Source organism: Streptomyces sp. NPDC101776 (assembly GCF_044766845.1).
In the GTDB taxonomy this organism is placed as follows: domain Bacteria; phylum Actinomycetota; class Actinomycetes; order Streptomycetales; family Streptomycetaceae; genus Streptomyces.
The window spans coordinates 446,360-459,538 of the sequence record NZ_JBIWMV010000001.1 but is presented as its reverse complement, the minus strand read 5'-3'; the positions used below and the strand labels follow the sequence as shown (position 1 = coordinate 459,538).

Annotated in this window: 9 protein-coding genes; 8 read left to right on the top strand and 1 reads right to left on the bottom strand. The window is 69.2% G+C overall.

All coding sequences use genetic code 11. The annotated features are described in order from the left end of the window. The first annotated feature begins 266 nt into the window (after positions 1 to 266). The 3 genes from ACIRRY_RS01980 to ACIRRY_RS01970 all read left to right on the top strand — a co-directional run bounded on the left by ACIRRY_RS01980 (position 267) and on the right by ACIRRY_RS01970 (position 4,539). Positions 267 to 1,511: an Ig-like domain-containing protein gene (locus ACIRRY_RS01980; RefSeq protein ID WP_403966745.1), complete on the top strand. Its 1,245-nt coding sequence runs from the start codon at positions 267 to 269 to the stop codon at positions 1,509 to 1,511. Positions 1,512 to 1,948: 437 nt separating this feature from the next. Beyond that, positions 1,949 to 3,352: a glycoside hydrolase family 16 protein gene (locus ACIRRY_RS01975; protein ID WP_403966742.1), complete on the top strand. Its 1,404-nt coding sequence runs from the start codon at positions 1,949 to 1,951 to the stop codon at positions 3,350 to 3,352. 305 nt (positions 3,353 to 3,657) lie between these two features. After that, a complete protein-coding gene (locus tag ACIRRY_RS01970) occupies positions 3,658 to 4,539 on the top strand; it encodes an alpha/beta fold hydrolase (protein WP_403966739.1) in 882 nt (293 codons plus the stop codon). Between the two features lie 137 nt (positions 4,540 to 4,676). Here ACIRRY_RS01970 and ACIRRY_RS01965 read toward each other — a convergent pair whose 3' ends face one another. Next, the gene (locus ACIRRY_RS01965; protein ID WP_403966736.1) at positions 4,677 to 5,576 is read right to left on the bottom strand and encodes a helix-turn-helix domain-containing protein; all 900 of its coding nucleotides are present in this window, start codon (positions 5,574 to 5,576) and stop codon (positions 4,677 to 4,679) included. Between the two features lie 145 nt (positions 5,577 to 5,721). Here ACIRRY_RS01965 and tkt point away from each other — a divergent pair, with 145 nt between their 5' ends. From tkt to pgi, 5 genes are read left to right on the top strand one after another with little or no spacing between them, the layout of a single operon-like run. Continuing rightward, complete coding sequence (gene tkt / locus ACIRRY_RS01960) at positions 5,722 to 7,815, top strand: transketolase (protein ID WP_403966733.1); 2,094 nt, start codon at positions 5,722 to 5,724, stop codon at positions 7,813 to 7,815. A 19-nt stretch (positions 7,816 to 7,834) separates the two neighbouring features. Further along, entirely contained in the window at positions 7,835 to 9,010 is a 1,176-nt protein-coding gene (gene tal, locus ACIRRY_RS01955) for a transaldolase (RefSeq protein WP_403966730.1), read from the top strand. Then, positions 9,007 to 10,605, top strand: a complete 1,599-nt coding sequence (gene zwf / locus ACIRRY_RS01950; protein WP_403966727.1) for a glucose-6-phosphate dehydrogenase — start codon at positions 9,007 to 9,009, stop codon at positions 10,603 to 10,605. The genes tal and zwf overlap by 4 nt, the downstream gene beginning before the upstream one ends. Next, positions 10,602 to 11,537, top strand: a complete 936-nt coding sequence (gene opcA / locus ACIRRY_RS01945) for a glucose-6-phosphate dehydrogenase assembly protein OpcA (RefSeq protein WP_403966724.1) — start codon at positions 10,602 to 10,604, stop codon at positions 11,535 to 11,537. The genes zwf and opcA overlap by 4 nt, the downstream gene beginning before the upstream one ends. Continuing rightward, complete coding sequence (gene pgi, locus ACIRRY_RS01940) at positions 11,530 to 13,176, top strand: glucose-6-phosphate isomerase (protein WP_403966721.1); 1,647 nt, start codon at positions 11,530 to 11,532, stop codon at positions 13,174 to 13,176. Before opcA ends, pgi begins: the two co-directional genes overlap by 8 nt. Positions 13,177 to 13,179: the final 3 nt, after the last annotated feature.

The window sequence follows — 13,179 nt, the reverse complement described above, 5'->3', positions numbered from 1 at the left end:
GACCGGGCAGGTGGGGAAGCCATGGCGGGACGGGGATCTCACCGGATACTCAGGGCACCGGTCGGCGCGTTCATACTCTGTTCACACTCGCGGAGCGTCCGGCAACCGTGGTTTCAGGCCTTCTTTCAGGCTCTCTTCACAGGAATCTCAGGTTGGGGCCCTGGGATTCAAAGACTCGCCCCATGGAAGTGGCGCAGGATGCAACGGCACTGGTGATCTCGTCGCGTACGACCAGGGTGTGCGCGACGTATGGAGGAAGGCCTGCTGTGGGCGCGTCGCACATATCCAACCGGTCCGAGGGCACATCGGAGAGGTGGTCCCGTCGTGGGGTCCTCACCGTGCTCGGGGTGGTGCCGGCCGCCGTTCTGACCGGCTGCAGCGGCTCGGCGGGCGCCGCCGAGAGTTCCTCCTCGGGTGGTGCGTCGGCGACGGCGTCCGCGAAGGCCGCGAAGGTGCCGACCGTGACGGTCCTGCCCGCCGACGGCACCAAGAAGGCCGGCTTCGCCACTCCCGTCGAGGTCAGCGTGACCGACGGCACGCTCGCCACGGTGAAGGTGACCGGCAACGACGGCTCCACGCTGGCCGGGACCTTCAACGACGCCAAGACGAAATGGACGTCCACCAAGAATCCCTACTCGGGCACGAAGTACACGGTCGCGGCGCAGGCGCAGGGCGCCACCGCGAAGACCGCGACCTTCACCACCAAGTCGCCCGGCGAGACCTTCGTCGGCTACTTCACCCCCGAGGCGGACTCCACCTCCGGCGTCGGCATGCCCGTGTCGATCAACTTCACGCACGCGGTCAAGGACCGGGCCGCCGTCCAGAAGGCGATCACGGTCACCGCCGAGCCCGCCGTCGAGGTGGTCGGACACTGGTTCAGCGACACCCGGCTCGACTTCCGCCCCGAGACGTACTGGGCGGCCGGCACGAAGATCACGCTCAGCCTGCGGCTGAAGGACGTCGAGGGCCAGGACGGCATCTACGGCACCCAGTCCAAGGACGTCACCTTCCACATCGGGCGCGCGCAGATCAGCACGGTCGACCTGTCCAGCAAGGAGATGGTCGTCAAGCGGGACGGCAAGACCCTCGCCACCTACCCGGTCAGCGGCGGCAACGCCCAGCACACCACCTGGGCCGGGATCATGGTGATCAGCGAGCGCTTCAAGCAGACCCGCATGGAGTCCTCCACGGTCGGGCTCGGCGACGAGTACGACATCTCCGACGTCCCGCACGCCCAGCGCCTCACCACCTCCGGCACCTTCGTGCACGGCAACTACTGGGCGTCGACCTCGGTGTTCGGCAGCGAGAACACCAGCCACGGCTGCGTCGGCCTGCACGACGCCAAGGGGGCGAACAACAGCTCCGTGGCGGGCTACAAGTTCTACGACAGCTCGATGCTCGGCGACGTCGTCATCGTGAAGAACTCCGGCGACAAGACCGTGGCGGCGGACAACGGCCTCAACGGCTGGAACCTGTCCTGGGCGAACTGGAAGGCGGGCAGCGCGGTCTAGGCCGACCTGTCCGGCGGGCCGTGTCGCCGGCCCGGGGCGCGGCGCACGGACTCCCGGGCCGGCTCCCACCCGCATCGCCTCAGGGGCGCGGGGAGCCGCGGCATGGTCGTCGGTCACCGACTCCCGCACGCTCGAACGACCGCGCGCCGGACCCGTCGCGTCGCCCGCGGTACCGGCCTCCGGCGACCGCGTTCCCTGGGACCGGGTCGACCGGAGAGCCCCCTGCCCCGACGCCCCGCCAAGCCGCTCGGAAACCCCCTCTTTCACCGGGATTCATCGCCTTCATCACCTGAACTCCCGCACAGCGAAAGGACTTCCGCGGCTTCACCTCTTGACGCTCGGAGTGGCTGAGAGCACATTGACCGCGCAACTACTGCGTGAGAGCGCTCTCAGGCAGGCACGGCACCCGCATCCCCCTCCGTATCCGAGAGGCACCGATGAGTGAAACCTCCGGCACGCAGCGCAGACCCCGTCCCCTACGGCGCGTCCTGATCGCCGTCCTCAGCACCCTCGGCCTGGCGGCCGCCACCGCCACGGCCTTCACCCTGCCCGCGAACGCCTCCGCGCCCACGCCCCCCACCGGCTGGACACAGGTGTTCCTGGACGACTTCAACGGCACCGCGGGCACCGGTGTCTCCACCACCAACTGGCAGTACGACACCGGCACTTCGTACCCGGGCGGGGCCGCCAACTGGGGCACCGGCGAGGTAGAGACGATGACCTCCTCCACCAACAACGTGGCGCTCGACGGCAACGGCAACCTGCTGATCACCCCGCGCCGGGACGCCGCCGGCAACTGGACCTCGGGCCGTATCGAGACCAACCGCACCGACTTCCAGCCGCCGGCCGGCGGGAAGCTGCGTGTCGAGGCCCGTATCCAACTCCCCAACGTCACCGGCTCGTCGGCGCTCGGTTACTGGCCCGCGTTCTGGATGCTGGGCGCGCCCTACCGGGGCAACTACCAGAACTGGCCCGGCGTGGGCGAGTTGGACGTGATGGAGAACGTCCAGGGTCTCAACACCGACTGGGCGACGGTGCATTGCGGCACCAATCCGGGCGGCCCCTGCAACGAGACGACCGGCATCGGCGGCAACACCGCCTGTACCGGGACCACTTGCCAGGCCGGCTTCCACACGTACGCCATGGAGTGGGACAGGTCGACGAGCCCCGAGCAGATCCGCTTCTACCTCGACGGCGTCAACTTCCATACGGTGAACGCCAGTCAGGTCGACGCCACCACCTGGGCCAACGCCACCAACCACGGTTTCTTCATCATCCTGAACGTGGCGATGGGCGGCGGCTTCCCGGCGGCGTTCGGCGGCGGCCCCACCAGCGCCACCGACCCGAACCACCCGATGACGGTGGACTACGTCCAGGTGCTCCAGTCCACGGGCAGTGGGAGCGGTACCACGACCCCGCCGAGCGGCAGCCGGGACGCCTACAGCGCCATCCAGGCCGAGTCCTACGACAGCCAGTCCGGCACGATCGCCGAGACCACCACGGACACCGGCGGCGGCCAGGACATCGGCTCGATCGCCAACGGCGACTGGGCGCTCTACAAGGGCGTCGCCTTCGGCTCCACGGCGGCCACCCAGTTCTACGCCCGGGTCGCGAGCGGTGCGGCGAGCGGGGTCAGCGGTCTGGTGCAGGTACGGCTCGACAGCCCGACCGCGACCCCGATCGGCAGCTTCGCGCTGGCCAACACCGGGGGCTGGCAGTCGTGGAGGACGGTTCCGGCCAACATCAGCTCGGTCACCGGCACCCATGACGTCTACCTCACCTTCAGCAGCGGCCAGCCCGCGGACTTCGTGAACGTGAACTGGTTCGACTTCGGGCACTGATCCCAACTCCCCACGGGGAAAAGGGGCTTCGCGCGTGCGCGTGGGGCCCCTTCGCCATTCCCGCCGGGCCGGACGGTGGAGCGGGGCACCTGGGGGAGGCGTGCGTTTCCCTCGCCGGACGGGGCGAGATCACGACCAACTTCCTCTCTGCTGCTAGCCCCTTCCTTCCATCGCAGGTCAGCGGTCCGCCCTCCCGGGAACGACCGTCGGCCTGCGATGGACCGTAGTAGACCGGTCGGCTAGCTTCGTCGTACGACGCGGATCGGACGCCGGAACCCCGTTTCCTTCGAACTCGGAGCAAAGCCATGAACGACCACGGTCGCCAGGACGGCATCCACCCCTTCCCGGCCGGTATGCAGACGCGTGAGATCGAGACCAACGGCGCCACGATCCACGTACGCGTCGGCGGGCAGGGGCCGGCGGTCGTCCTGCTGCACGGCTTCGGCACCACGGGTGACATGTGGGGCCATCTGACGAACGCACTCATCGAGGACCACACGGTCATCGCGCCCGACCTGCGCGGGTTGGGCCGCTCGTCGAAACCCGACGGCGGCTACGACAAGAAGAACCAGGCGGCGGACGTATGGGGCGTGCTGGACGCCCTGGGTGTGCGGTCGATCGAGTTGGTCACGCACGACATCGGCATCATGGTCGGCTACGCGGTTGCCGCCACCCATCCCGAGCGCGTGAGCCTGTGGGTGGCGATCGACGCGCCGCTGCCCGGCATCGGACCCTGGGACCGGATCACCCAGGATCCGTCCATGTGGCACTTCGGCTTCGGCGGTCACGACATGGAGCGCCTGGTCGCGGGCCGTGAGCGCATCTATCTCGACCGTTTCTGGAACGAGCTCTCCGTGGTCCCGGAGCGGTTCGACGAGGCCAAGCGCCAGCACTACGCGGCGCTCTACGCACAGCCAGGCGCCATGCGGGCGAGCTTCGCCCAGTTCCTGACGTTCGGTCAGGACGCCGTCGACAACGAGAAGTTCCTCGCGCAGGGCAAGCTCCGGATGCCGGTACTGGCCTTCGGCGGCGAAGCCACCTTCGGCCCCGGCATCGGCGAAGTACTGCGGTGCGTCGCCGACGACGTCGAGCACGCGGTCGTCCCGGACTGCGGGCACTGGATCACGGAAGAGCAGCCGCAGGCCACGACCGACCTGGTCGTCGACTTCCTGCGCCGGGTGCGCTGAGGCCCACCGCCGCCGACGCGACCCGCGCACCACCCGTCAACTGTCCGACAGCCGGGCCCACTTCGGGCCCGAGCACCCGGGGCCCGGCACGGATCGACGTGCCGGGCCCCTTCTGTTTCGGTGCTCACCGGTCACGCTCACCGCAACTCCGCCCGGAACCCCGCCGGCGTCACATCCGTGTGCTGCTGGAAGAACTTGGAGAAGTTGGCCGCGTCGGGGAAGCCGACTGCCGCCCCCACGCGGCCGATCGGCAGGTCCGTGTGGGCCAACAGCCGTTTCGCCTCCAGGACGACCCGCTTGTCGATGAAGCCCTTGGGGGTCTCGCCGGTCGCGGCGCGGACCGCGCGGACCAGGGTGCGGCGGGAGTAGCCGAGGGCGTCGGCGTACGCGCTGACGCTGTGGTTGGTGGCGAAGCCCTGCTCGACGGCGTCGCGGAAGAGCGTGAACGTCGTGTCGGCCCGCTGCCGGGCCGCCTCCGCCGAGCTGGCCGCGAGATGCGCGAGCCGGAGCAGGAAGGCCGTCAGGGAGTGTCGTAGGACCGAGGTGTGCAGGCTGAGCGGGAGCGTGGTCGAGTCCTCGTACTCCCGGCGGAGCTGGCCCAACGAGGCGCGCAGGGCGGCGAGGCGGGGCTCGTCGGGGTGCAGGAGGGGCGGGAGGTCGTAGCGGTAGAGGCCGGTCGCCTCGACCGTGGCGCGGGGCAGGAAGCCGGGCTGCATGGTCAGGACCGTGCCGCGGTACTCGGCCATCCGCGAGAAGCGGTGGACCTGGCCGGGGCGGATCCACAGGACGTCGCCGACGTTCGCCTCGTACTCGGCGAAGTCGATCATGTGGCGGACCGGGCCCTCGTCGAAGAGCATCACCACATGGAAGTCGATGCGGTGGACGCGGTGCAGCGGTGCGTCGGCGTGCCAGGTGCGTCCGGTGCCCATCGGGCCGACCTGCATGCCGACGCCGCAGACGCTCAGATCGACAGGGAAGGGAAACGTTCTGATCACGTCGCCGTCACCGGCGACGCCTTGGATGGTTCTGTCCGCCATGTCCTTCTCGTGCCGCCTCAGTACGGGTTCCGGTGTCCCACTTTCACCACAGGCTGGCACACCGACACCTTCCCTCTTAAAAGTCAGACTTTTAGATTTGAAGGCGTCCGAGCAGTTCTGCCGCTCTACCGAGGACTTCTTGAAGATGAACGCGCACACACCTGACAGCTTCGAGTGGACCGATCTCGACCGTCGAGCCGTCGACACCGCCCGCGTTCTGGCCGCTGACGCGGTGCAGAAGGTCGGCAACGGGCACCCGGGTACCGCGATGGCTCTGGCCCCCGCCGCGTACACGATCTTTCAGAAGGTGATGCGTCACGACCCAGCGGATCCCGAGTGGACCGGTCGTGACCGCTTCGTCCTCTCCCCCGGCCACACCTCGCTGACGCTGTACACGCAGCTCTACCTCGCCGGGTACGAGCTGGAGCTCGACGACCTGAAGGCGTTCCGGACGCACGGTTCGAAGACGCCTGGTCACCCCGAGTACGGGCACACGGCCGGTGTGGAGACCACGACAGGACCGCTCGGCCAGGGTGTCGCCAACGCCGTCGGCATGGCGATGGCCGCCCGCTACGAGCGCGGCCTGTTCGACCCCGAGGCCCCCGAGGGCGAGTCGCCCTTCGACCACACGATCTGGGCGATCGTCTCCGACGGCGACCTGGAGGAGGGCATCTCCGCCGAGGCCTCCTCCCTCGCCGGCCACCAGCGGCTCGGCAACCTCGTCTTCGTCTACGACGACAACCACATCTCCATCGAGGGCGACACCGCGACCGCCTTCTCCGAGGACGTGCTGAAGCGGTACGAGGCCTACGGCTGGCACACCCAGCGCATCGAGCCCGCCGCCGACGGCGACATCGACCCGCACGCGCTGTACACGGCGCTCAGGACGGCGCAGGCCGAGACCGGGCGCCCCTCGATCATCGCGATGCGTACGATCATCGCCTGGCCCGCCCCGAACGCGCAGAACACCGAGGCCGCCCACGGCTCCGCGCTCGGCGCCGACGAGATCGCCGCCACCAAGCGCGTCCTCGGCTTCGACCCCGAGAAGTCCTTCGAGGTGGCCGACGAGGTCGTCGCGCACAGCCGTCAGGCCCTGGACCGGGGTGCCGAGGCGCACTCCGCCTGGGACAAGCGGCTCGACAAGTGGCGCGGCGCCCAGCCCGAGCGGGCGAAGCTCTTCGACCGGATCGTCGCCGGTCAGCTCCCCGACAGTTGGGAGGACGCCCTTCCGGTGTTCGAGGAGGGCTCCTCCGTCGCCACCCGGGCCGCGTCCGGCAAGACCCTCCAGGCGCTCGGCGCGGTCCTGCCCGAGCTGTGGGGCGGCTCCGCCGACCTGGCCGGCTCGAACAACACCACCATCGACAAGGCCTCGTCCTTCCTCCCGAAGGGCAACCCGCTGCCGGAGGCCGACCCGTACGGCCGTACGATCCACTTCGGTATTCGCGAGCACTCGATGGCGGCCGAGATGAACGGCATCGCCCTGCACGGCAACACCCGTGTCTACGGCGGCACCTTCCTGGTGTTCTCCGACTACATGCGCAACGCCGTCCGCCTCTCCGCGCTGATGCAGCTCCCGGTGACGTACGTCTGGACCCACGACTCGATCGGTCTCGGCGAGGACGGCCCCACCCACCAGCCGGTCGAGCACCTCGCCTCGCTGCGGGCCATCCCGGGCCTGAACATCGTCCGCCCCGCCGACGCCAACGAGACGGCGATCGCCTGGGCCGAGATCCTCAAGCGGCACGCCACGAAGCCCGCCCCGCACGGTCTCGCGCTGACCCGTCAGGGTGTGCCGACGTACGCGCCCAACTCCGATGCGGCGCGCGGCGGTTACGTCCTCAAGGACTCCTCCACCGGGACGCCGGACGTCGTGCTCATCGCGACCGGTTCCGAGGTCCACCTCGCCGTCGGGGCACGCGAGCAGTTGGAGGCGGAGGGCGTGGGCACGCGGGTGGTGTCGATGCCGTCCGTGGAGTGGTTCGAGGAGCAGTCGCGCGAGTACCGCGACAGCGTCCTTCCGCCGTCCGTGAAGGCCCGCGTTGCGGTCGAGGCCGGGATCGGTCTCACGTGGTACCGGTTCGTGGGTGACGCAGGACGCATCGTCTCCCTCGAACACTTCGGCGCCTCCGCCGATGCCAAGACCCTGTTCGCCGAGTTCGGTTTCACCGCCGAGAACGTCGCCGCCGCAGCCAGGGCTGTATTCAGTTCAACTACGGGCCTCGCCGCCGCGCGCGGTTGATCCGATCGCCAGAAAGAAGATGATCACAGTGACCGAAGTGACCGCCACCGCGGGAACACTCAAGCGCCTCTCCGACGAGGGCGTCTCCATCTGGCTGGACGACCTGTCGCGCAAGCGGATCGAGTCCGGCAACCTCGCCGAACTCATCGACACCAAGAACGTCGTCGGCGTCACCACCAACCCCTCCATCTTCCAGGCCGCCATCGGCTCCGGCGAGGGTTACGAGGAGCAGCTCGCCGACCTCGCCGTGCGCAAGGTGACGGTCGAAGAGGCCGTACGGATGATGACCACCGCCGACGTCCGCGCCGCCGCCGACATCCTGCGCCCGGTGTACGAGGCGACCGGCGGCCGGGACGGCCGGGTCTCCATCGAGGTCGACCCGCGCCTCGCCCACCGCACGACGGCGACGATCGCCGAGGCCAAGCAGTTGTCCTGGCTGGTGGACCGCCCCAACGTGATGATCAAGATCCCGGCGACGAAGGCCGGTCTCCCGGCCATCACCGAGGTCATCGGCGAGGGCATCAGCGTCAACGTCACGCTGATCTTCTCCCTGGAGCGCTACCGCGAGGTCATGGACGCCTACCTGGCCGGCCTGGAGAAGGCGCGGGCCGCGGGCATCGACCTGGCGACGATCCACTCCGTGGCGTCCTTCTTCGTCTCCCGCGTCGACTCCGAGATCGACAAGCGCCTCACCGCGCTCGGCACTGGGGGCACCTCCCAGGCTTTCGGCACTGGGGGAGAGGCCCTCGCCCTCAAGGGCAAGGCGGCGCTCGCCAACGCGCGGCTCGCCTACGAGGCGTACGAAGAGGTCTTCGCCGGTGACCGCTGGACCGCCCTCGCGGGCGCCAAGGCCACCAAGCAGCGCCCCCTGTGGGCCTCGACCGGCGTGAAGGACCCGTCCTACAAGGACACCCTGTACGTCGACGAGCTGGTCGCGCCCGGCACGGTCAACACCATGCCCGAGGCCACGCTGAACGCCACCGCCGACCACGGTGACATCCACGGCGACACGGTGACCGGCGGCTACGCGCAGGCACGCGCCGACCTGGACGCCGTAGAACGACTGGGGATCTCCTACGACGCGGTCGTCAAGCAGTTGGAGGACGAGGGCGTCGCCAAGTTCGAGGTGGCCTGGCAGGACCTGCTGGGTGCCGTCGCGAAGTCGCTGAGCGGCAAGGGGGTCGACGGGGAATGAGCGCGGACCTTCCCACAACCACGGCGTCCGAGCGGGCGCTCACCGTCGAGGCGCTCGCCGACGCGCTCGACCTCGACTGGGACAACCCGCTGCGGGACCCGCGCGACCGCCGGCTCCCCCGTATCGCGGGCCCGTCCGGCCTGGTCATCTTCGGGGTCACCGGTGACCTGTCCCGCAAGAAGCTGATGCCGGCCGTCTACGACCTGGCCAACCGGGGCATGCTGCCGCCGGGCTTCTCCCTCGTCGGGTTCGCCCGGCGGGACTGGGAGGACCAGGACTTCGCGCAGGTCGTGCACGACTCGGTGCGCGAGCACTCCCGGACCGAGTTCCGCGAGGAGGTCTGGCAGCAGCTCGCCGAGGGCATGCGGTTCATCCCGGGCGACTTCGACGACGACACCGCGTTCAAGCAACTGCGCGCCGCCGTCGACGAGTTGGACACCTCGCGCGGTACGAGCGGCAACTACGCGTTCTATCTCTCCGTACCGCCGAAGTTCTTCCCGAAGGTCGTCAAGCAGCTCAAGAAGCACGGGCTCGCGGACGCCCCGGACGGGGGCTGGCGGCGGGCGGTCATCGAGAAGCCGTTCGGGCGCGACCTGAAGAGCGCGCGGGAGCTGAACAAGATCGTGCACGAGGTGTTCGACCCGGACCAGGTGTTCCGGATCGACCACTACCTCGGCAAGGAGACCGTCCAGAACATCCTGGCGCTGCGCTTCGCCAACCAGATGTACGAGCCGATCTGGAACCGGTCCTACGTCGACCACATCCAGATCACGATGGCCGAGGACATCGGCATCGGCGGCCGGGCCGGCTACTACGACGGCATCGGCTCGGCGCGTGACGTCATCCAGAACCACCTGCTCCAACTCATGGCCCTCACCGCCATGGAGGAGCCGATCGCCTTCGACGAGGAGGCGCTGCTCACCGAGAAGCTCAAGGTGCTCAAGTCGGTTCGGCTGCCCGGGGAGTTGGGCGAGCACACGGTGTTCGGGCAGTACGCGGAGGGCTGGCAGGGCGGCGAGAAGGTCGTCGGCTACCTCCAGGAGGACGGTATCGACCCGCAGTCGAAGACCGACACCTACGCGGCCGTCAAGTTGGAGGTGGACAACCGCCGTTGGGCGGGCATCCCCTTCTATCTGCGCACCGGCAAGCGGCTCGGGCGGCGCGTCACGGAGATCGCGGTCGTCTTCAAGCGGGCCCCGCACTCCCCCTTCGACTCCAGCGCCACCGAGGAGCTGGGCCAGAACGCGATCGTCATCCGCGTCCAGCCCGACGAGGGCATGACGGTCCGGTTCGGCTCCAAGGTGCCGGGCACCTCGATGGAGATCCGGGACGTGTCCATGGACTTCGCCTACGGCGAGTCGTTCACGGAGTCGAGCCCGGAGGCGTACGAGCGGCTCATCCTGGATGTGCTGCTCGGCGACGCCAACCTGTTCCCGCGCCACCAGGAAGTGGAAGAGTCCTGGAAGATCCTCGACCCGATCGAGGAGTACTGGGCACAGAACGGCAGGCCCGCGCAGTACTCCTCGGGCAGTTGGGGCCCCGAGGAGGCGGACGAGATGCTCGCACGAGACGGACGGAGCTGGCGCAGGCCATGAAGATCGACCTGAGCGACACCACGGCAAGCAAGATCAACAAGGCACTGGTGCAGGGTCGCCGCGACATCGGCACCCCTGCCGTGGGCATGGTCCTGACGATGGTCATCGTCACGGACGAGGAGAACGCCTACGACTCGATCAAGGCGGCCGAGGAGGCCTCGCACGAGCACCCCTCGCGCACCCTGGTCGTCATCAAGCGGCACGCCCGTACCCCGCGCGACCGCACGAACTCGCACCTCGACGCCGAGGTCCGGGTGGGCGCCGACGCGGGCGCGGGTGAGACGGTCGTGCTGCGGACCTACGGCGAGGTGTCCGACCACGCCGACTCCGTGGTGCTGCCGCTGCTGCTGCCGGACGCGCCGGTGGTCGTGTGGTGGCCGGCGGAGGCACCCGAGATCCCGGCGAAGGACCCGCTGGGCGCCCTCGCGCAGCGCCGGATCACCGACCTGTACGCGGCGACGAACCCGCTCGAGGCCCTGGACGCCCGCGCCCGTTCCTACGCGCCCGGCGACACCGACCTCGCCTGGACCCGGCTGACCCCGTGGCGCTCGATGCTGGCGGCGGCCCTCGACCAGGCCAAGTCGAAGATCACCTCGGGTGCCGTGGAGAGCGAGGCCGACAACCCGGCCGCCGAGCTGCTGGCCCGCTGGCTGGAGGCCCGCCTCAAGGTGAAGATCGACCGCGTGGTCACCGCGGGCCCGGTCATCACGGCCGTCCGGCTGGGCACCGGTGCCGGCGAGGTCGTCATCGACCGGCCCGAGGGCCCGCTGGCCACGCTGTCCCTGCCCGGGCAGCCCTCCCGCACCCTCGCGCTGAAGGTCCGCACGACCTCCGAACTGATCGCCGAGGAGCTGCGGCGCCTCGACGCCGACGAGATGTACGCCATCGCCCTCCGGGCCGAGGGCACCAAGGAGACCCCTTCTCATGCCTGACTCCCCCAAGCTCGTGCGGCGGCCCGAGTGGGCCGCCCTGGAGGACCACCGCGCGGGTCAACTGCACCCGCGGTTGCGCGAGTTGTTCGCGGCGGACCCGGGGCGCGCGGAGCGGTACGTGGTCACCGTCGGCGATCTGCGCATCGACTATTCCAAGCACCTGATCACGGACGAGACCCTCGCCCTGCTCCAGGAACTCGCCACCGCCACCGACGTGTTCGGCCTGCGGGACGCGATGTTCCGCGGCGAGAAGATCAACGTCACGGAGGACCGCGCGGTCCTGCACACCGCGCTGCGCGCCCCGCGTGACGCGGTGGTCGAGGTCGACGGCGAGAACGTGGTGCCGCAGGTGCACGCGGTGCTCGACAAGATGGCCGGCTTCGCCGACCGCGTCCGCTCCGGCGAGTGGACCGGCCACACGGGCCGCCGTATCCGCAACATCGTCAACATCGGCATCGGCGGCTCCGACCTCGGTCCCGCGATGGCGTACGAAGCCCTCCGCGCCTTCACCGACCGCGGTCTGACGGTGCGCTTCGTGTCGAACGTGGACGGCGCCGACCTGCACGAGGCCACCCGTGACCTCGACCCGGCCGAGACACTGTTCATCGTCGCGTCCAAGACCTTCACCACGATCGAGACGATCACCAACGCGACGTCCGCCCGGACGTGGCTCCTTGAGGGTCTCGGGGGCGACGACAAGGCCGTCGCGAAGCACTTCGTGGCGCTGTCGACGAACGCCGGGAAGGTGTCGGACTTCGGTATCGACACGGACAACATGTTCGAGTTCTGGGACTGGGTCGGCGGACGCTACTCGTTCGACTCGGCCATCGGACTGTCGCTGATGATCGCCATCGGCCCGGACCGCTTCCGGGAGATGCTCGACGGTTTCCACCTCGTCGACGAGCACTTCCGCACCGCGCCCGCCGAGTCCAACGCGCCGTTGCTGCTGGGCCTGTTGGGCGTCTGGTACGGCAACTTCTTCGACGCGCAGTCGCACGCGGTGCTGCCGTACTCGCACTATCTCTCCAAGTTCACCGCCTACTTGCAGCAGCTGGACATGGAGTCCAACGGCAAGTCGGTGGACCGGGACGGGAATCCGGTGGAATGGCAGACCGGCCCGGTGGTGTGGGGCACGCCCGGCACGAACGGGCAGCACGCCTACTACCAACTCATCCACCAGGGCACGAAGTTGATCCCGGCGGACTTCATCGGCTTCGTCAACCCGGTCGCCGAGCTGAGTGAGGGGCTGAAGGCGCAGCACGACCTGCTGATGGCCAACTTCTTCGCGCAGACACAGGCGTTGGCGTTCGGCAAGACGCCCGACGAGGTGCGGGCAGAGGGCGTCGCGGAGGAACTGGTCCCGCACAAGACGTTCCAGGGCAACCACCCCACGACCACGATCCTGGCCCGCGAGCTGACCCCCTCGGTGCTCGGCCAGCTCATCGCGCTCTACGAGCACAAGGTGTTCGTGCAGGGCGCGGTCTGGAACATCGACTCCTTCGACCAGTGGGGCGTCGAACTGGGCAAGGTCCTCGCCAAGCGCGTCGAACCCGCCCTCACCGAAGGCACGGACGTACCCGGTCTCGACTCCTCCACCGCCGCCCTCGTGGCTACCTACCGCACTCTCCGGAAGAAGTGAACG